The organism is Synechococcus sp. UW105, from assembly GCF_900473935.1.
In the GTDB taxonomy this organism is placed as follows: Bacteria; Cyanobacteriota; Cyanobacteriia; order PCC-6307; family Cyanobiaceae; genus Synechococcus_C.
The window spans coordinates 74,365-98,657 of the sequence record NZ_UCNN01000017.1 but is presented as its reverse complement, the minus strand read 5'-3'; the positions used below and the strand labels follow the sequence as shown (position 1 = coordinate 98,657).

The 24,293-nt window shown below is 59.2% G+C and carries 17 protein-coding genes; 10 read left to right on the top strand and 7 right to left on the bottom strand.

Annotated elements, in window-relative coordinates:
- Window positions 1-13: 13 nt before the first annotated feature.
- The 6 genes from infB to DXY16_RS06850 form a co-directional block, all read right to left on the bottom strand.
- Window positions 14-3,358, bottom strand: a complete 3,345-nt coding sequence (gene infB / locus DXY16_RS06875) for a translation initiation factor IF-2 (protein WP_115120515.1) — start codon at window positions 3,356-3,358, stop codon at window positions 14-16.
- Between the two features lie 73 nt (window positions 3,359-3,431).
- The gene (locus DXY16_RS06870; RefSeq protein WP_115120514.1) at window positions 3,432-3,701 is read right to left on the bottom strand and encodes a YlxR family protein; all 270 of its coding nucleotides are present in this window, start codon (window positions 3,699-3,701) and stop codon (window positions 3,432-3,434) included.
- Window positions 3,698-5,173 (bottom strand): transcription termination factor NusA, encoded by a 1,476-nt coding sequence (gene nusA, locus DXY16_RS06865; RefSeq protein ID WP_115120513.1) that lies wholly within the window; start codon window positions 5,171-5,173, stop codon window positions 3,698-3,700. The genes DXY16_RS06870 and nusA overlap by 4 nt, the downstream gene beginning before the upstream one ends.
- 67 nt (window positions 5,174-5,240) lie before the next feature.
- Complete coding sequence (gene rimP / locus DXY16_RS06860) at window positions 5,241-5,708, bottom strand: ribosome maturation factor RimP (RefSeq protein ID WP_115120549.1); 468 nt, start codon at window positions 5,706-5,708, stop codon at window positions 5,241-5,243.
- Window positions 5,709-5,840: 132 nt separating this feature from the next.
- Complete coding sequence (locus tag DXY16_RS06855) at window positions 5,841-6,347, bottom strand: hypothetical protein (protein WP_244281589.1); 507 nt, start codon at window positions 6,345-6,347, stop codon at window positions 5,841-5,843.
- A gap of 83 nt (window positions 6,348-6,430) precedes the next feature.
- Window positions 6,431-6,700 (bottom strand): hypothetical protein, encoded by a 270-nt coding sequence (locus DXY16_RS06850; protein WP_115120512.1) that lies wholly within the window; start codon window positions 6,698-6,700, stop codon window positions 6,431-6,433.
- Between the two features lie 255 nt (window positions 6,701-6,955).
- Here DXY16_RS06850 and DXY16_RS06845 point away from each other — a divergent pair, with 255 nt between their 5' ends.
- Window positions 6,956-8,023 carry a trypsin-like peptidase domain-containing protein gene (locus DXY16_RS06845; RefSeq protein ID WP_244281592.1) on the top strand — a complete coding sequence of 356 codons (1,068 nt, stop codon included), beginning with the start codon at window positions 6,956-6,958 and terminating at the stop codon, window positions 8,021-8,023.
- A gap of 61 nt (window positions 8,024-8,084) precedes the next feature.
- Entirely contained in the window at window positions 8,085-8,780 is a 696-nt protein-coding gene (gene rpiA / locus DXY16_RS06840; protein WP_115120547.1) for a ribose-5-phosphate isomerase RpiA, read from the top strand.
- A 5-nt stretch (window positions 8,781-8,785) separates the two neighbouring features.
- Here rpiA and hisD read toward each other — a convergent pair whose 3' ends face one another.
- Window positions 8,786-10,108 (bottom strand): histidinol dehydrogenase, encoded by a 1,323-nt coding sequence (hisD, locus tag DXY16_RS06835; RefSeq protein ID WP_115120510.1) that lies wholly within the window; start codon window positions 10,106-10,108, stop codon window positions 8,786-8,788.
- A gap of 120 nt (window positions 10,109-10,228) precedes the next feature.
- Between hisD and rpsT the strand changes: the two genes are divergently transcribed.
- The 8 genes from rpsT (at window position 10,229) to DXY16_RS06795 (ending at window position 24,275) form a co-directional block, all read left to right on the top strand.
- A complete protein-coding gene (gene rpsT / locus DXY16_RS06830) occupies window positions 10,229-10,531 on the top strand; it encodes a 30S ribosomal protein S20 (RefSeq protein ID WP_115120509.1) in 303 nt (100 codons plus the stop codon).
- 62 nt (window positions 10,532-10,593) lie between these two features.
- Entirely contained in the window at window positions 10,594-11,379 is a 786-nt protein-coding gene (locus DXY16_RS06825; RefSeq protein ID WP_371410879.1) for a TatD family hydrolase, read from the top strand.
- 298 nt (window positions 11,380-11,677) lie between these two features.
- Window positions 11,678-14,971 carry a DNA-directed RNA polymerase subunit beta gene (rpoB, locus tag DXY16_RS06820; protein WP_115019605.1) on the top strand — a complete coding sequence of 1,098 codons (3,294 nt, stop codon included), beginning with the start codon at window positions 11,678-11,680 and terminating at the stop codon, window positions 14,969-14,971.
- Window positions 14,972-15,020: 49 nt separating this feature from the next.
- Window positions 15,021-16,925, top strand: a complete 1,905-nt coding sequence (locus tag DXY16_RS06815; RefSeq protein ID WP_115120507.1) for a DNA-directed RNA polymerase subunit gamma — start codon at window positions 15,021-15,023, stop codon at window positions 16,923-16,925.
- A gap of 55 nt (window positions 16,926-16,980) precedes the next feature.
- Window positions 16,981-21,087, top strand: a complete 4,107-nt coding sequence (locus DXY16_RS06810) for a DNA-directed RNA polymerase subunit beta' (RefSeq protein WP_115120506.1) — start codon at window positions 16,981-16,983, stop codon at window positions 21,085-21,087.
- A gap of 68 nt (window positions 21,088-21,155) precedes the next feature.
- Window positions 21,156-21,308: a high light inducible protein gene (locus DXY16_RS06805; protein WP_115120505.1), complete on the top strand. Its 153-nt coding sequence runs from the start codon at window positions 21,156-21,158 to the stop codon at window positions 21,306-21,308.
- Window positions 21,305-22,357, top strand: coding sequence for a 23S rRNA (adenine(2503)-C(2))-methyltransferase RlmN (gene rlmN, locus DXY16_RS06800; protein WP_115120504.1), 1,053 nt, complete (start codon window positions 21,305-21,307; stop codon window positions 22,355-22,357). The genes DXY16_RS06805 and rlmN overlap by 4 nt, the downstream gene beginning before the upstream one ends.
- A gap of 28 nt (window positions 22,358-22,385) precedes the next feature.
- Entirely contained in the window at window positions 22,386-24,275 is a 1,890-nt protein-coding gene (locus DXY16_RS06795) for a sodium:solute symporter family protein (RefSeq protein ID WP_115120503.1), read from the top strand.
- Window positions 24,276-24,293 lie beyond the last annotated feature (18 nt).

Here is a 24,293-nt window from a genome sequence, read left to right as displayed (position 1 = left end):
CAGGGGGTGACGGTCAGGTGCTCAGCTTGCGGCGTTGGGTGACCATCTTGAAGCCTTCAATCCGGTCGCCTTCCTCCCAATTAGCAAAACGATCGCAGCCAATGCCGCACTCGAATCCGGTGGCGACTTCCTTGACGTCGTCCTTGTTGCGACGGAGGGAGTCGAGGTCGCCTTCGAACACCACTTCTTTGCCCCGACGGACACGCACCTTGCAGTTGCGTTGCAGCTTGCCAGTGGTGATGTAGCAACCGGCCACGGCGCTCTTGCCGATGGTAAACACCGCACGCACTTCCGCTTCTCCCAAGGCCTCTTCGACCAACTCTGGCTCCAGGAGGCCTTCCATCGCCAGCTGAATGTCCTCGAGCAGTTTGTAGATCACGTCGTAATCGCGCACATCAACGCCCGTGGCATCTGCGGCGCGTTTCGCACCGGAGGCCATTGAGGTGTTGAAACCCACGATCACGGCACCGGAGGCCGCTGCAAGATCGACGTCTGTTTCCGTGATTTCACCAGGTGCCGAGAGCAGAACCCGAACCTGGACTTCGTCCTTCGGTAGCTGTTCCAGCGATCCGAGAATCGCTTCCACACTGCCTTGGACGTCGGCCTTGAGAATGAGGTTGAGCTCCTTAAGCTCGCCATCGCTTGCCTGGCCAGACATGGCTGTGAGCGATACACGCCTTGAGGCCATCTGTTGAGCCAGTCGGGTGGCACGGGCATCGGATGCCCTGTCTCCCACGACTGCACGGGCGGATTTTTCGTCGGTATACACCTCGAATTCATCGCCTGCTGTTGGCACTTCACTGAAGCCAAGCGCCTCAACGGCGAAGGAAGGTCCGGCCTCCTTCATGCGCTTGCCGGCATCGTCGACCATGGCGCGGACTTTGCCAAGCACAGGGCCAGCGGCCAGAACGTCGCCTGTTTTGAGGGTGCCGTTCTGAACCAGCAGCGTGGCCACAGGACCCTTCGCTTTGTCGAGATGCGCTTCGATCACGGTGCCGCGGGCCATGCGATCGGGATTGGCCTGTAGGTCTTCCACTTCGGTGACCAGCAGGATCATTTCCAGCAATTTGTCGATGTTTTCGCCCTTGATGGCACTGACGGGCACCATCACGACATCGCCGCCCCATTCTTCTGCCAACAGGTTCTGATCTGACAGTTCCTGTTTGACCCGGTCTGGGGAGGCACCTTCCTTGTCGCACTTGTTGATGGCAACCACGATCGGCACTTCGGCAGCACGGGCATGGCTGATGGCCTCCAGTGTCTGAGGCCTGACGCCATCATCGGCAGCGACCACCAGAACAGCGACGTCGGTCACCTTGGTGCCACGGGCACGCATGGCAGTAAAGGCTTCGTGCCCAGGAGTGTCGAGGAAGGTGATCTTGCGGGGTTGCTTGTTGTGTTCAACCTCCACTTGGTAGGCGCCGATGTGCTGGGTGATGCCGCCTGCCTCGCCAGCAGCAACGCGCGCTTTTCGAATCGCATCCAGCAGGCTCGTCTTGCCATGGTCGACGTGGCCCATCACCGTGACCACGGGCGGACGGCGGATCAGATGCTCGAGGTCTTTCTCCTCGATCATCTCGACGGTCTTCTTGGCGGCTTCCTCCACATCGTCCTGGAGTACCGGCACCCCGAATTCGTCGGCCACCGCCTCGATGGTCGGCATATCCAAGCTTTGGGTCACCGTGGCGATGATGCCCTTGAAGAACAGGGATTTGATGATTTCGGAGCTCTCCACACTGAGCATGTCGGCAAGCTCCTGCACCGTGAGGTTGTCCTCCGGCACAACGATCATCTCGGGCCTGACTTGCTTGGCCTCGCGTGCAGCGCGAAGCTCCATGGCCCGTCGCCGCTGACGCTGACGGGCTGTCTCCTTGCGGCGCTTGCGGACGGCAGCCACCGGTTTCGGCGTTGAGCGGTGCGGTGTCTTCGGCTTGGAGGGACGAGCCAGGCTTGCAGAGAGCACCATGGCCTGCTGCTCACCGGCGAAGCCGCCGGTCTGTGCAGCCAGGGCATCATCGTTTTCGCCAATGATGTGGACCTTTTGCCGCTGCTTCTGGGGAGAACGGCTCCGCAGTGCTTCCAGCTTGGCGCTGTCATCCCAGTCGGGTCGTCCGGGACGACGCTGACCACCTGCACCAGGTGCGGGTCGGTAACCAGGCCGGCGGGGTGCGGCTGCAGGGGATGGCGATGTGGCCGGCCGTGCGATTGGGGGCACCGCCTTTCGGGTCGGTCCTTCTGCCGTGCGAGGCGTTACCGGTGAGCCATCGGCGCGGCGCGGTGGCGGTGCTCCAGGGCGCCCACTCGGTTTTTGCAGCTGCATGAGCTCACCGGGCGCCATCGGCTTGCGCATGCCGCTGGGCATGCCCGGACGACTTGGAGGCGCCGGTCGGCCACTGCTATCGCGACCTCCTGCTCCCTGACCATCGCGACGGATGGGTTTACCCACCAATTCGAGGGTGTTGCCGCCCGAGCGTGCTGCTCCGGGCCGTCCGCCTGCAGTTTTGCTGGCTCCGGGACGAGATGGAGATCCAGGCCGTTGAGGGGCCCCGGGTCGTTGCGGCATGGCGGGCCGCTGATTTTGGCTACCGGCCTGACTTGGACGTGGGCTGACGCCAGGGCGTTGTCCGTTGCCGGCTCGCGTCGGAGGCCCAGGAGGGCGTTTCGGCTGAGGCCGTCCCACCAGTTCAGGTCTGGCTGGCGGTCGTTGGGGTGTAGGTGCGCTGCGTTTGACCGGGGGTGGAGCTGCTGGTCGGGGAGCTCCGCCTCCTTTGGCCTGAACTGGTCTTGGGCTTGGTGTGAGCGGCTTGCTTGCCACTGGCTTTGCACTGGGGGCTGCTGGCCGCGGTTGCGGTGCTGTGGGCTTGCTCACCGGTGCTGCCGCCGGTCGAGCCGGTGGGGTTTTGGCTGCCGCAGCGGGATTTGCAGGCGCTGGGCGGCTGACCGGGGCACTGGCTGTCGATTGGCGCGCCACAGGTTGCTTAGGCGCCGAGGGAGTCGAAGCTTTGGAGGGTTGTGGCGCTTTGGCAGCTACCGGCGTGGTTGCCGATGGTTTGGCTGCCACCGGTCTGCTCGGTGCGGCAGCAGTGGGCTTGACCGGTGATTTTGCCGGTGCTGCCACTGGAGCCTCAGCTTTTTTGACGGACAGGATGGCTTTGCCCGCAGGTGGTTTGGCTGGTGCTGCTGGTTGCATGCCTTTCTTGAGCAGGCCGCGGATCTTGCCTGCTTCTGTCTCACTGATGGAGCTGCTGTGGCTTTTCGCCGCAATGGACAGCTTTTCAGCGGCATCAAGCACGTCCTTGTTGTCCAGGCCAAGGTCCTTGGACAACTCATAAATTCTGACTTTGCCGCTGCTGGTCATTCAGGTCTCCGGTCGGTCCGGGCACGGAGTGCCTCGGGGCCCCAGACAAGCTGGGGCCAATGTTCATCTTGCCTCAGCGGCTGTCTCTCTGAAAGGAGAGCCGCTCCTGCAACGTGGCGATAACGCTGTCGGGCACCTGGCATCGCAGGGCCTTATTCAGACGTTTTCGGCGACGTGCCTCATCCAGGCAGGCCTCGGTCGGGCAGAGGTAGGCCGAGCGACCCATCCCCCGATCTAAGAGGACCCCCTCCCTGTGGTCGCGGATGACGCGCCAGAGTTGTTGGCGATCCAACAACTTTCGACAGGCTACGCAGCGACGCAGGACAGGGCGTGGTTCGTTCACCGGGCTCCATCCTCGTCAGCGGTCACGGCTTCGTTGTCGCTCTCAACGGATTCGGCCTCGACGCCCTCCACCTCATCGGTGGGTGCCTCGGTTGGCTTGGCTTCGCCCGATTCAGCCATCGCATTGGCATCGTCCATGGCTTCCATCGTTTCGGCCATGTCTTGGCCGTACTCCTCCTCGTCTTCAGGGAGGGGATAGAGCTCGCGCAGACGGGCGTCTTCCTCAGCTCTTGCCGCTTGCTCGGCAGCCAGGCGCTCCTCGGCCTCTCTCTGCAATGCCTCTTCTTCTTCTCGCTGGGAGATCAGCTCGGCGACGACCGCGTCTTCGCTGGCTTGGTCGTACTCCTGTGAGTTCTTGATATCGATTTTCCATCCGGTGAGCCTGGCCGCAAGACGCACGTTCTGTCCTTCACGACCGATGGCGAGGCTGAGCTGATCGGGGGGCACGAGCACATGGGCATGCTGACCAACAGGGTCGACCAGGCGAACCATCTCGACACGGGCCGGACTGAGGGAGTTGGCGATGTACTGGCCGGGATCTGAGGACCAGCGGATCACGTCGATCTTCTCGCCGCGCAGTTCATTCACCACCTGCTGAATGCGGGATCCCCTGGCGCCGATGCAGGCGCCAACTGGATCGACTTCCCTTTCGATGCTGTCGACAGCAACCTTGGTGCGCGGTCCGACCGAACGAGAGGGGGGATTGGCTTCCCTGGCGACAGCCACGATGCGCACCGATCCTTCCTGGATCTCAGGTACCTCATTTTCGAACAAGTACACCACCAGGCCAGCGTTGGCGCGGCTGATAAACAGCTGAGGCCCACGCCGCGGCACTTCACTGACTTCCTTCAGGAAGACCTTGAAGGTCGCATTAGCTCTGTAATTGTCATTCGGTAGCTGGTCGCGTCTGGGCAGTTCCGCTTCCACCTCGGGCCGACCCAGCCCAGAGCTCACTGCCATGATCACGGACTGGCGCTCAAAACGGATCACACGTGCGGTCAGCACTGGATCCTCAAGGTCGGCGAATTCCTCCTGGATCATGCGGCGCTGCTGATCGCGCAGCTTTTGGGCGAGCACCTGTTTCGTGGTGGCCGCCGCCATTCGGCCAAACTCCTCTTTTTCGGGAGTGACATCAAGCACCACCGTGTCGCCTGCCTGGGCGTCATCGGCGACTTGCATCACTTCGGCGAGAGCAATCTGATGGTCGTCGCTTTCGACCTCTTCAACGATGATCTTGCTGGCCAGCACCCGGTAGCCCTCTTCATCGAGATCGAGCGCAACATCGAAATTGCTGAAGTATTCCTCGTCAAATGGATCTTCATTGATCCCTAGATACAAGGTGCGTCGATAGCGCTCGTAGCCCTTGAGTAGAGCCTCGCGCAGGGCGGCTTCGACAACCTGAGGTGGCAGCTTTTTCTCGTCGCTGATGTCATCGATCAGGTTGGTGAGGCCGGGGAGTAGAACGAGTGCCATCGAGGGCTGAAGGAAAGAAGAAAAGGTGGTGGGTCGGAGACACGACCGGAGAGATTGGCTGCTCTAACTAGCTGGTGGGGCTGGTCAGCTGCACAGAGCGGATGCTCGATCGGGGGATTCGTTTGATTCGACCCTTGATATTGACTTCAAGGTGATCATCAGTCCTCTCCAGAAGAGACCCTGCCAGGGTTTGTTGCTGTCCCTCGTTATCTAGAAAGATGACGTCGACGGGAAACCCCCTAAATGTCTGAAAATCGCGATCGCTCTGGAGCAGATCTCCGATGCCAGGACTGCTGATCTCCAGGACGTAGGCCTCCGTTAACAGTGTGGACGCCTCGATCGCTTCGCCCATCGGAAGACTCAAACCAGCGCAGTCGTCGAGGGTCACATCGTCACCGCTGGTGTGGCGGATTTGAATCTGAACCGTCATCGGCCTCAGATGGGTGAGCATCTGAAGATCTGCCAACTCAAATCCTTGGTCGGCAGCGGCTTTTGCTGCGACAGAAGTGAGATCTGGCAGGAGGGGATGGGGCAACGAGGGGCTGGGATGTCGGGCTCTGGCCCGACGGCTGATACTGAGATCACCCTCCTGGAGAGAAGGACTCGCCAGGCCTGTGAACAATGTAGTGGATCGAGGGAAGACAGCCAGGTTGCGCAGCTGTCTGAATCAGTTGCAGCCTTGCACTGAGATTCGATAGCTGAAGCCGGTTGCGGCAGGGTCGTTGTTAGCTCCAATCCGAAAATTCACCTGGCTGACTGCTTTGCCTGAAGGAGAGGTGAACGGACCGAACTGGGCTCCTGTCCCCGTTGGCGGTTGCATGGTCTGATCCACAACCTTCAGATTGCCGCCATCGCTGAATTTGAGGAATGCCTGTATTGGATACGCTCCAGGATTGCCGTCTGTTGAGTCGGCAGTGAAGAACAATTTGAAGGAGCGATAGGGCTGATTGACAACGAAATCGGTGTTCCAGTTGGTGCGACCGACAGCTCGGCCTAGCAATCCCTTCGGACGCTCCACTTTCTTCTTGACGATCCATGGTTTGGGCCCGCTGCCATTGCCGCCGACCGGCATCAGAAACGTGCAGGAGGCTTGTGCAGCAACGGGCAGCACTGACACCAGAGTGACTGCCACTGCTGAGGAAAGAAGGGCGAGCCGATGTCTGAAGTGCCGCATGATCTGGAAAGAGGCGCTGTTGTCACTTTGAACTGAGCATTCAGAGCTGTCCACAGCCCACGTCCAGATGTGCACGACAGGGATCAGCTACCCCCATTGGCTCTGCCCAGATCAAGGGGAGGAGCTTCGTCGTAGCGGTCGCCGGGCTGTTCTTCGCCGCGCTTCGTTGCATCTTGATTGATGCAGCTGGCCTTCTGTTCATCGTTGCTGAGGTACCGACAAACCCTGACCCAAAGCTTGCTGCGGGTGCCGGCTCCACCGAGGCTGAACAACACCTGATCGATCCCGTTACTGCAGTCAATCTCCACCTGACAGAGCTCACAGCGAAGGCGCTGGCTTGTGGGGGCAGTCATGGTCTGGTCCCTGAGATGACGGCGCAAATTAATGGCAGGACAAAACCTCCGTTGCAACAACGGATGCCATGCGCATCGCGCTATCGAGCCCTTCTCTTCCCAGTGCTTTTGATGCAGCCGCTGCGCGTCCCTGGCTTGGGCTCACACACCACCACCCGACCGTGCTCCCTAAGTTGCAGATGAGATTTTCCGTTTGTGATCGCAGCCATGAATCGCCTTAGGCGCTCTCAAGGAGTGGCATTGCTCTTCTCCCTCATGGCCGCTGTTTTGTTGGTCTTCCCTCCCTCGGTGCAGGCGACCCCCGACAGTCCCCATAGCTTCGTCGCCAAGGCCGTTCGCCAAGTGGCACCGTCCGTGGTGCGTATCGACACGGAACGCACCGTGGAGCGTCAGCCCTATGACCCCACTCTGATTGATCCCCTGCTTCGAGACCTACTGGGTGAACCGGGGGGAATGGAGCATGAACGTGGTCAGGGCTCCGGAGTGCTGATTGCTGCTGATGGTCTGATCCTCACGAATGCCCATGTGGTTGAGCGAGTGGATGAGGTCACGGTGACCCTTGCTGATGGTGATCAGCGCGACGGATTGGTTGTCGGTACCGATCCAGTGACGGATCTCGCCTTGGTGCGTCTTCAGCAAGGCCCTTCGCCTGAGGTGGCCCCCCTGGGAGATTCGGAAGCCTTGGAAGTTGGCGATTGGGCGATTGCACTCGGGACTCCTTATGGGCTTGAGCGAACGGTGACGCTTGGCATCGTCAGCAGCCTGCACCGCAATATCAGCAGCCTCGGTTTTTCTGATAAGCGTTTGGACTTGATTCAGACCGACGCAGCCATCAATCCAGGAAATTCAGGGGGGCCGTTGGTCAATGCCAGGGGGCAAGTGATTGGCATCAATACCCTTGTGCGTTCCGGCCCCGGTGCCGGACTCGGTTTCGCCATCCCCATCAACCTGGCCCGCAGGGTGGCTGATCAGCTGGTGGCTGATGGTCAGGTGGTCCATCCTTATTTGGGTTTGCAGCTGGTGCCTCTCACGGCACGGATCGCCCGTGAACACAACCAGGATCCGAATGCTCTGGTGCAGTTGCCGGAACGATCTGGTGCATTGGTTCAGACCGTTCTGCCTGATAGTCCTGCCCAGAAAGCTGGCTTAAGGCGTGGTGATGTGGTGATCACGGCCGGTGAGACAGCCGTGGTCGATCCCCAGTCGCTGCTCAGTCAAGTGGATCGTGCTGAGATTGATGCACCCCTTGCCCTCGAGGTGGTTCGCAACGATAAGGTCTTGCACCTTTCGGTCAAACCGGCTCCACTGCCTGGCCTGGGATGAGCGCTCTTGCTACGGTCGCGCGATCTTTTTGCACTTGACGACGGTGGATCTTCAGACCCAGATGAAACAAGCGGTGGCCACCGCTGCTGTGGATCAGATCAAGGACGGCATGGTGCTTGGGCTTGGTTCCGGTTCCACCGCTGCTTTGATGATCCAAGGGCTCGGGGCCAAGCTTGCGACTGGTGAGCTGAAGGACATTGTTGGTGTCACCACCTCGTTTCAGGGCGAGGTGCTCGCAGCAGAACTTGGCATCCCGTTGCGCAGCCTCAACGCTGTCGATCGGATTGATCTGGCCATCGATGGGGCCGACGAGGTGGATGCCGCCTTTCAGCTGATCAAGGGTGGCGGTGCTTGCCACGTCCAGGAAAAATTGGTCGCCTGTCGTGCCGATCGTTTCGTTGTTGTGGTCGATTCCACCAAGTTGGTGGATCGCCTCAACCTCGATTTTCTCCTCCCTGTCGAAGTGCTGCCCGGTGCCTGGCGTCAGGTCCAAGCCCAACTTCAGGCGATGGGTGGCAATGCGGACCTGCGCATGGCCACCCGCAAGGCTGGCCCTGTTGTGACCGATCAGGGAAATCTGGTCCTCGATGTGAAGTTCAACGGCGGGATTGTTGATCCCGTTGGTCTTGAGCGCGACCTCAACAATCTCCCCGGGGTGCTCGAGAATGGGCTGTTCGTCAATCTGGCGGACGAGGTGCTGGTGGGCGAGGTCAATGGAGATGTGGCCGGGGTGCGCAGCCTCGAACGCGGATCCTGAGACGCTCAGCTCAACCTGAGATGCACTGAATTGGCATGGCTGTGAAGCCCTTCACTGCGGGCGAGCTCTTCAACTGCTCGTCCCGTTGCTTCAAGGGCAGCCCGGTTAAAGGCAATCAGAGAGGTGTGGCGCATGAACGTCTCAACGCTGAGCGCACCACTGAACCTGGCCGTGCCGCATGTCGGCAGCGTGTGATTGGGGCCTGCGAGGTAATCCCCGACCGCTTCCGGTGACCAGGGGCCAATGAAAATAGCTCCTGCATTCAGGATGCGATCGGCAAGGTGTTGGGGCCGTTCCACTAGCAGTTCCAAATGTTCTGGGGCGAAGCGATCACTGAGGCCTGCGCAGGTTTCGAGGTTGTCGCACACGACAATCACCCCCCAGTCTTGGAGGGATTGACGACAAATCCGTTCGCGGGGGTGCCCCTCCAGTTGTCGTTCAAGTTCGGAAGGGAGGGCATCGGCCAAGGTTTGCTCAGTGGTGAGAAGGATCGCTGCGGCAAGGGGGTCGTGTTCGGCCTGGGCTAAGAGATCAGCGGCGACCTGCTCCACCCTGGCGGTGTGGTCAGCAATGACCAGGACTTCGCTGGGGCCTGCAAGGGAATCGATTCCCACCTGGCCCACCACCGCTTTCTTGGCAAGCGTGACGAAGATGTTGCCCGGACCGGAGATCACATCCACTCGGGGCACTGTTTCAGTGCCGAAGGCCAGGGCGGCAATCGCCTGGGCTCCGCCGATGCGATACACCTCATGCACTCCAGCGAGATGGGCCGCTGCGAGCACGGTTTGATTCACTTCACCATCCGGTCCGGCGGGTGTCACCATCACGATCCTGTCCACACCTGCAGCGCGGGCCGGTACGGCATTCATCAGCACCGTGCTGGGGTAGGCGGCCCTCCCGCCCGGCACATAGAGGCCGGCACGCAAGACCGGTCGCCACCGTCGACCAAGCCGCTCGCCGTGAACGCCTTCAATCTCTAGATCCTTGGGCTTCTGCCGCTGATGGAAATCCTGAATGCGCCGATGGGCGAGCTCCAGGGCATCGCGCAGATCGTTGCTGGTGTTTGTCCAGGCTTGCTCTAACTGCGTTGGAGCCACTTGCAGTGGTTCGGGGCGGAAGTGGTCGAATCGCTGCGTCAGTTCGATTAGGGCGCGATCCCCTTGCTGGCGCACCTGAGTGAGAATGCCGTTCACCGTGGCCTGCGCCTGCTGTTGTGTGTCGCCGGTTGTGCGATTGGCCAGTTGGTCGAGTACTTGCTCCGCTGCGCCCACGTCACGGAGGCAACGCAGCAAAGAGGGCGCTGATGACTGACTGCTCGACGCTGTCATCGGCGGGCTGGAGGGCGACTGCCGCTTCAAGCTAGGTCCCTTCAGCTCCCTTGCCGGAGGTGGGGTAAGCGTGCGCTCGCTGGGTTATGGTGTTGGATTGTCGAACCAGTATCCGACTCAGTGGCTAATAACAAGTCATCGAAGAAGCGCGTTCAGATTGCGGAGCGCAACCGTGTCCAAAACAAGACTTACAAGTCTGCGCTGCGTACCTTGATGAAGCGTTGCTTCAGCGCTTGCGACGCCTATTCATCCGAGCCAGGCGATGACGCCAAGGCCACGGTTCAGGCCAGCATGAAGGCTGCTTTCAGCAAGATCGATAAGGCCGTCAAGGTCGGTGTGCTGCATCGCAACAATGGAGCCCATCAGAAGTCGCGTCTCAGCGCTGCTGTGAAGAAGGCGATTGAACCGGCCACCGCGGCCTGAAGCTACGCCTCGGGGTTGCGGGTGACCTGCAGAATGGACCTGAAGGCGCGTTTCAGGTCCTGGTGACGTCTCCCACACTGATTGACAGCCACTGTCACATCGTTTTTCGGAACTTTGAAGACGATCTTGAGGCTGTTGCCAGCCGTTGGAGGCAAGCCGGTGTTGTCTCTCTTTTGCATGCATGCGTCGAGCCGGCTGAGATCCCTGCGATCCGTGCCCTTGCCGATCGCTTCCCTGAGATGCGTTACTCCGTCGGAGTGCACCCGCTCGATACCGAGCACTGGCAGGACAGCACTGCAGTGGTGTTGCGACAGGCTGCCCTGGACGACAACAGAGTGGTGGCCATTGGCGAACTGGGCCTAGATCTGTTTCGCGATAAAAACCTTTCTGAGCAGTTGGATGTCCTGAGGCCTCAGTTGGATCTGGCGGTGGAGCTTGATAAGCCCGTGATCATTCACTGCCGGGATGCTGCAGAGCCCATGCTCGAGGAACTGCGTTCTCGTCGGTCTGAGGGGCGATGCCCAGCTGGTGTGATGCATTGCTGGGGTGGAACCCCTGATGAGATGGAGGCGTTTCTGGACTTGGGCCTCTATATCAGTTTCAGCGGCACGGTGACCTTTGCCAAAGCAGCCGAAACCCATGAATGTGCTCGCCGGGTGCCGCAAGACCGTTTCTTGGTAGAAACCGATTGTCCTTTCCTTGCTCCAGTGCCCCGTCGTGGCAAGCGCAACGAGCCTTCCTATGTCACGGCTGTGGCGGCCAGAGTGGCGGAGCTGCGAGGTCAGAGCCTTGACGAGGTGGCGACGACAAGCACCGCTAATGCTCGGCGTCTGTTCGGGCTGCCTTGATCCCCGAATCAAAACCTGTCAACCCGGAAGGGGTTCGACGCAACACCCTGAAGTGTAAGATGGTTCATTGGCCTGGCCCGGGTGCATGATCTGCGCCTGAGCTCCCAGAAGCGTCCATTTCCTTCCGGTGCATTGACGACGTCTGCCGTTCTGTCCCGAGATCTCTGAAAGCCCAGCTGCGGTAGCCGTTCTCCGTTGAGGGGGACGGCTTTCGTTGGCTGGGCATCGATGGTTTCGCGGTCATGACGATCCAACGTTCAGGCCTTTTGTCCCCCACTTCACATCTGCAGGTCTCCGCATGAGCAGCAGCGCGATTCAGGTCGCCAAGACCGCCACCTACCTGCCCGATCTGGTAGAGGTGCAGCGGGCAAGCTTTAAGTGGTTTCTTGACAAAGGCCTGATCGAGGAGCTGGAGAGTTTCTCCCCGATCACCGATTACACCGGAAAGCTCGAGCTGCATTTCGTCGGTAGTGAATACCGATTGAAGCGTCCTCGTCACGATGTGGAAGAGGCGAAGCGGCGGGATGCCACCTTTGCCTCCCAGATGTATGTCACCTGCCGTCTGGTGAATAAGGAGACAGGGGAGATCAAGGAACAGGAGGTGTTCATTGGTGAGCTCCCCCTGATGACTGAGCGCGGCACGTTCATCATCAACGGCGCCGAGCGCGTGATCGTGAACCAGATCGTGCGGAGTCCTGGTGTTTATTTCAAAGACGAACAGGACAAGAACGGCCGCCGCACTTACAACGCCAGCGTCATTCCCAACCGGGGAGCTTGGCTGAAGTTTGAAACCGATAAGAACGACTTGTTGCACGTGCGGGTTGATAAGACCCGCAAGATCAATGCGCACGTCTTGATGCGTGCGATGGGACTGTCGGATAACGACGTCATCGACAAGCTCCGGCACCCCGAGTACTACCGCAAGTCGATCGAGGCTGCGAATGATGAGGGCATCAGCTCCGAAGACCAGGCGCTGTTGGAGCTCTACAAAAAGCTGCGTCCGGGTGAGCCGCCTTCAGTCAGCGGTGGTCAGCAGTTGCTCCAGACGCGCTTTTTCGATCCCAAGCGCTACGACCTGGGCCGTGTCGGCCGCTACAAGATCAACAAGAAGCTGCGGCTCACGATCCCCGATGCCGTGCGCACCCTCACCCATGAGGATGTGCTCTCAACCCTTGACTACCTAATCAATCTTGAACTCGACGTTGGCGGAGCCAGTCTTGATGACATCGATCATCTAGGGAATCGTCGGGTCCGCTCTGTTGGTGAGCTGCTTCAGAACCAGGTGCGTGTTGGCCTCAATCGCCTGGAGCGAATCATTAAAGAGCGCATGACCGTCGGTGAGACGGATTCGCTCACTCCGGCCCAGCTCGTCAATCCCAAGCCCTTGGTGGCGGCGATCAAGGAGTTTTTCGGCTCCAGCCAGCTGAGCCAGTTCATGGATCAGACCAACCCCCTTGCTGAGCTCACGCACAAGCGTCGGATCAGTGCGCTTGGTCCAGGCGGTCTGACTCGCGAACGTGCTGGCTTCGCTGTCCGCGATATTCATCCTTCCCATTACGGCCGTCTCTGTCCAATCGAGACGCCCGAGGGACCGAACGCAGGTCTGATCAACTCCCTGGCGACCCATGCCCGGGTGAATGAGTACGGCTTCATCGAAACGCCGTTCTGGAAGGTTGAGAACGGTGTGGTGCTCAAGAAGGGTGACCCGATCTACCTGTCTGCTGACCTTGAAGACGAGTGCCGGGTTGCTCCTGGAGACGTGGCCACTGATGCCGACGGTCGGATCCTCGCCGATTTGATCCCCGTTCGTTACCGCCAAGACTTCGAGAAGGTCCCTCCAGAGCAGGTTGACTACGTTCAGCTCTCACCTGTGCAGGTGATCTCTGTGGCAACGTCGCTCATCCCTTTCCTGGAGCACGACGATGCCAACCGAGCCTTGATGGGCTCCAACATGCAACGTCAGGCTGTGCCACTGCTGCGCCCTGAGCGTCCTCTCGTGGGTACGGGACTCGAGACCCAAGTGGCCCGTGACTCCGGCATGGTGCCGATCTCGCGTGTCAATGGAACCGTCACCTTCGTGGATGCCACGGCGATTGTTGTGCGGGACGAAGAGGGGGTGGATCACACCCACTTCTTGCAGAAGTACCAGCGCTCAAATCAGGACACGTGTCTGAACCAGCGCCCAATTGTTCGTCAGGGAGATCCAGTCATCGTTGGCCAGGTGTTGGCTGATGGCTCGGCTTGCGAGGGGGGTGAAATTGCACTCGGCCAGAATGTGCTGATCGCTTACATGCCTTGGGAGGGCTACAACTACGAGGATGCAATCCTTGTTAGTGAGCGTTTGGTCAACGACGATCTCTATACCTCGGTGCATATCGAGAAGTACGAGATTGAAGCCCGTCAGACCAAACTTGGCCCCGAAGAAATCACCCGCGAGATCCCCAACGTTGCGGAAGAAAGCCTCGGCAACCTTGATGAGATGGGCATCATTCGGATTGGTGCCTTCGTTGAAAGCGGAGATATCTTGGTGGGCAAGGTGACTCCCAAAGGGGAGTCCGACCAACCCCCTGAGGAGAAACTGCTGCGAGCGATCTTCGGCGAAAAGGCCCGAGATGTGCGCGACAACTCACTGAGGGTGCCAAGCACTGAGCGTGGACGTGTGGTGGACGTGCGGATCTATACGCGTGAACAGGGTGATGAGCTGCCGCCTGGCGCCAACATGGTGGTGCGCGTTTATGTCGCTCAACGACGCAAGATTCAGGTCGGCGACAAGATGGCCGGTCGCCACGGCAACAAGGGAATTATTAGCCGCATCCTTCCCCGCGAAGATATGCCTTATCTGCCGGATGGAACCCCCATCGATATCGTCCTCAATCCTCTGGGTGTGCCGAGCCGGATGAATGTGGGTCAGGTGTTTGAGTTGCTCATGGGCTGGGCTGCATCAAACCTTGATTGCCGCGTCAAAATTGTGCCCTTCGACGAGATGTACGGCGCTGAGAAGTCCCAGCAGACCGTCGAAGCTTTCCTGAAGGAAGCGGCAAGTCAGCCCGGTAAGGACTGGATCTACAACCCTGATTCCCCTGGCAAGCTCCTTTTGACTGATGGCCGCACCGGCGAGCCTTTTGATCAGCCTGTTGCTGTGGGTTACTCCCACTTCCTCAAGCTTGTTCACCTGGTCGATGACAAGATTCACGCTCGCTCAACCGGTCCTTACTCCTTGGTGACCCAGCAGCCCCTCGGCGGCAAGGCGCAGCAAGGTGGTCAGCGTCTGGGTGAGATGGAAGTTTGGGCTCTTGAAGCCTATGGAGCCGCCTACACCCTGCAGGAACTACTCACTGTCAAGTCGGACGACATGCAGGGGCGCAATGAGGCCCTCAACGCCATCGTCAAGGGCAAGCCAATCCCTCGTCCCGGTACCCCTGAGTCTTTCAAGGTGCTGATGCGCGAACTGCAGTCGCTCGGCCTTGATATTGCTGTCTTCACAGATGAAGGTAAGGAAGTGGATCTGATGCAGGACGTGAACCCCCGCCGGAGCACACCAAGCAGGCCCACCTACGAATCCCTTGGCGTCGCGGATTACGACGAGGACTGACGGATCAACGATCGAACCAACAACTCTTTCCTTCTTTCCCTAACCGTCAATGAGCAACAGCAATCTCCGCACTGAAAATCACTTCGATTACGTCAAGATCACACTTGCATCCCCTGACCGGGTGATGGAGTGGGGTCAGCGCACCCTCCCCAATGGACAGGTGGTGGGAGAGGTCACCAAGCCTGAGACCATCAATTACCGCACGCTGAAGCCCGAGATGGACGGGCTGTTTTGCGAGAAGATCTTCGGTCCCTCAAAGGATTGGGAGTGCCATTGCGGCAAGTACAAGCGGGTGCGTCATCGCGGCATTGTTTGTGAACGCTGTGGTGTGGAGGTCACGGAGAGCCGGGTGCGACGCCATCGCATGGGCTTTATCAAGCTGGCAGCTCCCGTATCCCATGTCTGGTACCTCAAGGGCATTCCCAGTTACGTGGCGATCCTGCTTGACATGCCACTGCGTGATGTCGAGCAGATCGTCTACTTCAACTGCTACACCGTTCTTGATGCTGGCGATCACAAGGATCTGAAGTACAAGCAGCTGCTCACTGAGGATGAGTGGCTGGAGATCGAAGACGAGATCTATGCAGAGGATTCCGAGATCGAGAATGAGCCGGTGGTGGGCATCGGCGCTGAGGCTCTCAAGCAGTTGCTGGAAGACCTCAACCTTCAGGAGGTGGCCGAGCAGCTGCGTGAGGAGATCGCCGGCAGTAAGGGCCAGAAACGCGCCAAGTTGATCAAGCGCCTGCGCGTGATCGACAACTTCATCGCGACCAATGCTCGTCCCGAGTGGATGGTGCTGGATGTGATCCCCGTGATCCCCCCCGATCTGCGTCCGATGGTGCAGCTCGATGGCGGTCGTTTTGCGACCTCGGATCTCAATGACCTTTACCGCCGTGTGATCAACCGGAACAACCGGTTGGCTCGCCTGCAGGAGATCCTTGCCCCTGAAATTATCGTCCGCAACGAGAAGCGGATGTTGCAGGAGGCCGTCGATGCACTGATCGACAATGGGCGTCGTGGCCGCACCGTGGTCGGTGCGAATAATCGTCCGCTCAAATCACTGAGCGACATCATTGAAGGTAAGCAGGGTCGTTTCCGTCAGAACCTGCTTGGTAAGCGGGTTGATTACTCCGGTCGTTCTGTGATCGTGGTTGGACCGAAGCTGAAGATGCATCAGTGCGGCCTACCCAAGGAGATGGCAATCGAGCTGTTCCAGCCGTTTGTGATCCATCGCCTGATCCGCCAAAACATCGTCAACAACATCAAGGCAGCTAAAAAGCTCATCCAGCGTGCGGATGATGAGGTGATGCAGGTGCTGCAGGAAGTGATCGATGGTCACCCGATCCTGCTCAACCGTGCTCCAACCCTGCACCGTCTCGGCATCCAAGCCTTTGAACCGAAGCTTGTTGATGGTCGGGCCATCCAGCTCCACCCCTTGGTTTGTCCGGCTTTCAACGCCGACTTCGACGGTGACCAGATGGCAGTGCACGTGCCCTTGGCGATTGAAGCGCAGACGGAAGCTCGCATGCTGATGCTGGCGAGCAACAACATCCTTTCGCCTGCTACCGGGGAGCCGATCATCACTCCTTCCCAAGACATGGTGCTTGGTGCTTACTACCTCACAGCTCTCCAGCCCGATGCCAAGACCGTGGACTTCGGCGATCGCTCCTGCACCTTCTCCGATCTAGAAGATGTGATCCGTGCTCACGCGGACAATCGCCTCAGCCTGCATCAGTGGGTATGGGTCCGTTTCAACGGTGAAGTCGACGATGAGGAAGAACTGGATCAACCGATCAAGTCCGAGACTCTCAGCGATGGAACCCGCCTCGAACAGTGGACCTATCGCCGAGATCGTTTCGATGAGGACGGAGCGCTGATCAGTCGCTACATCCTCACAACAGTGGGCCGTGTCGTCATGAATCACACGATCATTGATTCGGTGGCAGCCACCTGACGCCTGAATTGATCCCGTTATTTCCCCTTTTCTGAACGACTGACTGATCGCTGCCATGACCTCCACTCCTTCCAAATCCCGCAAATCCGCCAAGGGCTCTAAGGCTGCCAAGGCCAAGGCTGCCAAGGCCGCTGCCGCTGCTGCAGCCAGCAGGGCTCTTGCCAAGACTCCACCACCCTTTCGCAATCGGGTGGTGGACAAGAAGGGCCTCAAACAGCTGGTCGCCTGGGCTTATAAGCACCACGGCACAGCAGCCACGTCAGTGATGGCTGACCAGCTCAAGGATTTGGGTTTTAGGTATGCCACCCAGGCGGCTGTGTCCATTTCGGTGGATGACCTCAAGGTGCCGGAAGCCAAGCAGGATCTACTCGGGCAGGCGGAAGAACTGATCACGGCCACCGAGGAGTCGTATCGCCTTGGCGAGATCACCGAGGTGGAACGTCATACCAAAGTGATCGACACCTGGACCGAGACGAATGAGCGTCTGGTCGATGCAGTCAAGAAGAACTTCAACCAGAACGATCCGCTCAACTCGGTCTGGATGATGGCCAACTCAGGTGCTCGCGGCAATATGTCGCAGGTGCGTCAGCTGGTGGGCATGCGTGGCCTGATGGCCAATCCCCAGGGCGAGATCATTGACCTTCCGATTCGCACTAATTTCCGGGAGGGATTAACGGTCACCGAGTATGTGATCTCCTCCTACGGCGCCCGTAAGGGTCTGGTGGATACGGCACTGCGGACCGCAGACTCGGGCTATCTCACCCGTCGTCTTGTCGACGTCGCCCAGGATGTGATCGTCCGTGAGGACGACTGCGGCACCACCCGCTCGATCATGGTGAAGGCCGAGGACGGCAAGTACGGAAGTCGCCTTGTTGGACGCCTCACCGCCGATCAGGTCGTTAATACTGAGGGTGAGGTGCTGGCGGAGCGCAACACCGAAATTGATCCGCCTCTCTCAAAACGCTTTGAGAAGGCCGAAGTGCCTGCAGTGATGGTGCGGTCTCCCCTCACTTGTGAAGCCAACCGTTCGGTCTGCCGAAAGTGTTATGGATGGGCGCTGGCTCATAACGAGCTTGTGGACCTGGGCGAGGCCGTCGGCATCGTTGCGGCTCAGTCCATCGGTGAGCCCGGGACCCAGCTCACCATGCGCACCTTCCATACCGGTGGTGTCTCCACTGCTGAAACCGGTGTTGTGCGCTCCAAAGTTGAGGGCACTGTTGAATTTGGGCCTAAAGCGCGTGTGCGTCTTTACCGCACCCCTCATGGTGTGAATGCTGAGCAGGCCGAGATCGATTTCACACTCACGATCAAGCCGTCTGGCAAGGGCAAGGCACAGAAGATCGAAATCACGAACGGTTCGCTGTTGTTTGTCGACAACGGCCAGCAGATCGCCTCTGACGTCACTGTCGCCCAGATCTCTGCCGGCGCTGTCAAGAAGAGCGTTGAGAAAGCAACCAAAGATGTCATCTGCGACCTGGCAGGTCAGGTGCGTTATGAGCAGGCGATTCAGCCCAGAGAGGTGACTGATCGTCAGGGCAACATCACACGCAAGGCTCAGAGACTCGGCCGGATGTGGGTTCTCGCCGGTGATGTTTACAACCTGCCCCCCAATGCCAAGCCGGTGGTCAAACCGAGCGACACGGTCACGGAGGGCCAGGTGCTTGCCGAGGCCAGCCAGGCAAGTGAGTTCGGCGGTGATGTCCGCTTGCGCGACTCCCTCGGTGACTCTCGCGAGGTGCAGATTGTCACCACCGCGATGACGCTCAAAGACTTCAAGCTGTTGGGTGAGTCCACCCACGCAGGAGAAATCTGGAATTTGGAGGCGAAGGACGGCACGCGTTACCGTCTCAACACCATCCCCGGTAGCAAAATCGGATCGGGTGAAGTGGTGGCCGAACTCGCTGATGATCGTTTTCGGACTCAGACCGGCGGTTTGGTGCGTTTCGCCACCGGTCTGGCCATTAAGAAGGCCCGTTCCGCCAAAAACGGTTACGAGGTCAACAAGGGCGGCACCATGCTCTGGATCCCCCAAGAGACCCATGAAATCAACAAGGACATCTCCTTGTTGATGATCGAGGACGGCCAGTGGATCGAAGCTGGCACCGAGGTGGTGAAAGACATCTTTAGTCAGACCGCCGGCATCGTCACCGTCACCCAGAAAAACGACATCCTGCGCGAGATCATCGTGCGCAGTGGCAGTTTCCACCTCTGCACCGAGAAGAAGGCGCTTGAGCGCTTCCAAGGTGACGGTGTCATGGTGAATCCCGGTGAGGCGATCGCGAAGGGCATCAATAGCGATGCGATGGTCTATGTCCAAGCCGTGGAGACGCCGGAAGGCACAGGTCTGCTCTTGCGTCCCGTTGAGGAGTACACCATCCCCAACGAAGCTCAGCTGCCTGAGCTTGGTCACGTGAAGCAGCCCAACGGTCCCCATCTGGGATTGAAAGCCACCCAGCGCCTCGCTTTCAAGGACAACGAGTTGGTCAAGTCTGTGGAGGGCGTCGAGCTCCTGAAGACTCAGCTCAGTCTCGAAACCTTCGAGACCACTCCGCAGATGACCGTTGATGTGGAGCGCGTGCCAGACAAGCGAGCCAAAACGATCGAACGTCTGCAGCTGGTGATCCTTGAGAGCATCCTCGTGCGTCGTGACACCATGTCCGACTCCAGCCATGGCTCGACCCACACCGAATTACAGGTGGAAGATGGTCAGTCGATCAAGGCTGCTGATGTGGTTGCGACCACCCAGATCCTTTGCAAGCAGGAGGGTGTGGCCCAGATGCCTGAAGAACTCGATGATGAGCCCGTGCGCCGTTTGATCGTCGAGCGTGAGGAAGACACCACCACAATCACCACCAGCGCTAAGCCGACGGTGGGTGTTGGTGAGCGAGTGGTGGATGGGGAAGAGCTCTGCGCCGGTCAACCCGCCGGCTGCTGTGGAGAGATCGAAGCGGTGGAAGGTAATTCCGTCACTCTGCGTCTCGGCCGCCCCTACATGATTTCGCCAGACTCCGTTCTCCACGTTCGCGATGGCGACCTTGTGCAACGAGGTGATGCCTTGGCTCTTCTGGTGTTTGAGCGACAGAAGACCGGTGACATCGTTCAGGGTCTACCTCGAATTGAAGAATTGCTAGAAGCCCGGCGTCCGCGGGAATCGACGATCCTCTGCAAGAAGCCCGGCGTCGTTGAGATCAAGCAGGGTGAAGATGACGAGACCACCACGGTCACGGTGATTGAAGCCGACGATGCCGTGGCTGAATATCCGATCCTTCTGGGCCGCAACGTCATGGTCAGCGATGGACAGCAAGTCCATGCCGGTGAGCTGCTCACTGATGGCCCGATCAATCCGCATGAACTTCTGGAGTGCATCTTCGAGGATCTGCGCTCTCGCAAGCCACTGATGGATGCAGCCCAAGAGGCGATCGCCAAGCTTCAGCACCGTCTGGTGAATGAAGTGCAGAACGTCTACAAGTCTCAGGGCGTCTCCATTGATGACAAGCACATTGAAGTGATTGTCCGTCAGATGACGAGCAAGGTGAGAATTGAGGACGCTGGCGACACCACCCTGCTGCCTGGGGAGTTGATCGAGTTACGTCAGGTCGAGGACACGAACCAGGCCATGTCGATCACAGGTGGTGCCCCCGCTGAGTTCACCCCAGTGCTGCTGGGCATCACCAAGGCTTCTCTCAACACCGATAGCTTCATCTCCGCGGCCTCCTTCCAGGAGACCACTCGCGTGTTGACTGAAGCGGCGATTGAAGGGAAGAGTGATTGGTTGCGGGGTCTCAAGGAGAACGTGATCATCGGACGCTTGATCCCTGCAGGAACTGGCTTCAGCGGTTTCGAAGAGGAGCTGCGTGCAGAAGCCGGGCCCCATCCCGACATCCTGTCGGAAGACCCGGCTGGGTATCGCCGGATGCAAAACCTTCGCCCCGACTACACCGTTGACATGCCTGCCGCCGATGCCGCCAAGGCGACTGCAGTTCTTGATGATCCCAGTGATGCCGATCTGTCCGCCACTCGTACCCGTCATGGCATCGAGGACAAGAGCAGCCTTGCTGCCTTTGCCCGTCCTGACGCCGACAACGAGCTGAAGGAAGAGCAGGTGGTGGATGCTGAAGCTGTGGAAGGGCTTCAAGAAGAAGGTCTTCTCAGCGATGAGTGAGTCTCTGCTCAACCTTCACAGCAGTGGCTTCCTCCACTCCAGACTGACTTGTCCCATGTGTCCCGGTCATGCTTGATCCCACACTGATCCCCAAACGCAAGTTGCCTCGGTATGGCTTCCACACCCATACCGAAAAGTTCAATGGTCGCGTGGCCATGCTCGGCTTTATCGCCTTGCTGGCCCTTGAATACAAGCTCGGTCACGGCGTGATTTCCTGGTGAGCTCTGCTCTGCTCGGGTGCAGTGCTGCTGAGCTTGAGCAGTGGGCTGTGGCCCAGGGGCAGGCGGCCTTTCGCGGTCGTCAACTGCATGATTGGCTGTATGGCAAAGGGGCTCGTGATCTGAATGCGATCACCGTGCTGCCTAAGGCTTGGCGTGCGGCATTGCAAGATCAGGGCGTGGTGGTTGGACGCCTCCATGAGCAACTGCGGTCTGTGGCGAGTGATGCCACCACCAAGTTGCTGCTCGGTACCGATGATGCCGAGACGATCGAAACGGTTGGCATCCCTACAGATCAGCGGCTCACGGTGTGTGTCTCGAGTCAGGTGGGATGTCCGATGGCCTGTCGGTTCTGTGCCACAGGAAAAGGCGGTCTTCAACGTTCGCTGGCAACTCACGAAATCGTTGATCAGGTGCTCAGTATCCGCGAGGTGATGGATCGCCGCCCTTCCCATGTTGTGTTCATGGGCATGGGCGAGCCGCTACTCAACATCGAGGCGGTCTTGGAGGCGATTCGTTGCTTCAACGACGATCTCGGCATTGGCCTGCGCAGGATCACCGTGAGCACCGTGGGGGTGCCCCGCACCTTGCCCAAGCTGGCGGAACTGGCCATGGAGAAACTTGGCCGCGCCCAGTTCACTTTGGCGGTGAGTCTGCATGCCCCCAACCAGCAGCTGCGCGAGGAGTTAATTCCTACCGCTCACGCTTATCCCTATGACGAGCTGCTCGACGACTGTCGTCACTATCTGGCGATCACGGGCCGGCGGGTGAGCTTCGAATACATCCTTCTGGGCGGCCTCAATGACCATCCAGCCCATGCTGAGGAGCTGGCCGATCGGGTTGGGGGGTTTCAGAGCCATGTGAACCTGATCGCCTACAACCCGATCGAGGAGGAGGAATTCCAGAGACCCTCATCAGAGCGGATTGCTGGTTTCCGCCGGGTTCTGGAGCGGCGTGGCGTGGCCGTCAGCCTGCGGGCCAGCCGCGGACTGGATCAGAACGCCGCCTGTGGTCAATTGCGGAGACAAAACAGGTCAGAACCCACGATCTAAGGGAGACTGCCTCCACCTGTATCGAGCCATGACCGGAGTCGACTGGCTGATTCTTGCTGTCTACATGCTTGGCACGCTGGTGCTGGGTCTGTGGTTGTCACGCCGTAACCGCAGTGAAGACGATTACTTCGTTGCCGGTCGCAGCCTCAGTGGCTGGCTAGCGGGTGCGTCGATGGCGGCGACCACCTTCTCCATTGATACGCCTCTCTATGTCGCTGGTTTGGTTGGAACTCAAGGCCTGGCAGGGAACTGGCAATGGTGGGGTTTTGGTCTAGCTCATGTGGCGATGGCTGTGGTGTTTGCACCCTTGTGGCGCCGTAGTGGCGTGATGACCGACGCTGCCTTCACGGAGCTGCGTTACGGCGGAGCAACCGCCGCCTGGCTGCGGGGGACCAAGGCCTTTCTGCTGGCTCTTCCGGTGAACTGCATCGGCATCGGCTACGCCTTCCTGGCCATGCGCAAGGTGGTGGAGGCCCTCGGTCTCGTTTCGAACCAAACGGTCTTCGAATTTCAGGGAAAGGTTGGCTCCGGCATCGTCACCCTTGGCCTCTCTGACACTGTGTTGTTGCTCGCAGTCGTGGCGGTGCTGGTGCTTATTTACACAGTTGCTGGCGGGCTGTGGGCGGTTGTGGTCACCGATTTTGTGCAGCTGGTGCTGGCCATGCTTGGTGCTCTGGCCGTGGCCTGGGCTGCGGTGCATGCCGCCGGAGGCATGGAGGCGATGCTCACCCAGATCAACGATCTCGGTCGACCGGAACTGCTCTCGCTGGTGCCATGGCGCTGGGAAGGGGATTTCAGCGGGATATGGCCCTGGAAGGAGGGGGGCTTCAACTGGTCGGCTTCAGCTGGGATGGGCGTGAGGTGGATTGGCGGAGCCCAAATCAGTGTTGCCACCTTCTTGGCCTATCTGACGGTGCAGTGGTGGAGCTTTCGTCGCAGTGATGGTGGCGGTGAATTTATTCAGCGCATGCTGGCGACCCGAGATGAGCGTCAGGCCCAGTTGGCCGGCTGGGTGTTTCTCGTCGTCAATTATTTGTTGCGTAGCTGGTTGTGGGTGGTGGTGGCTCTTGCTGCCCTGGTGCTGCTCCCACCTGGTGGTGACTGGGAGCTCAGTTATCCGATCTTGGCTGTGCGTTATCTACCTCCGGTGGTTCTGGGCCTGGTGGTTGTGTCGCTAGTGGCGGCCTTCATGAGCACCGTGAGTACCTCGGTGAACTGGGGTGCCAGCTATCTCACCCATGACCTCTATCAGCGCTTTGTGCATCCCAAGGCCAGCCAGAGGGAATTGCTGCTGGTGGGGCAGATCATCAGTGTGTTGTTGCTCGTCTGCGGGGTTGTTGTGGCCATGTTGGCTCAGAGCGTTGGCGACATTTTTCGCTTGGTCATTGTGATCGGAACGGGTTCAGGCGCAGTCCTTATCCTGCGTTGGTTCTGGTGGCGCATCAATGCAGCCGCTGAGTTGGCGGCCATGATTTGTGGCTTCGTTGTGGGCCTGAGTACGTCCGGAAAATTAGATCCGCTGCTGGATCGCTTGGTTTGGATCCCTCCGCTGAAGATTGACGATTACGGCGAGCGCCTGATGGTCACCACAGGCATTACGGCGATGGTTTGGGTTCTGGTGATGCTGATGACGCCGCCTGAATCGCCCGATGTGATCGAGCGTTTTGTCCGCAAGGTGCAGCCTCCCGGGCCGGGTTGGAGACGATGGCGCCAGCGATTTGATGTGGATGTCGTCGATCCTCTTGACGAACTGATTCGACGATTCCTGCTCAGTAGTGGTGTGCTTTTCGGTGCCCTGATTGGCTCAGGGGCTTTCTTGCTGCATCAATCTCTGACCGGTTGGTTTGGGATTGCGCTGGCAGTGCTCTGCGGTTTGCCTCTGCTCAAAACGTATGGGCTACGGTCCCGCCCCGGTTAAACAGGTTTCAGAATGGAG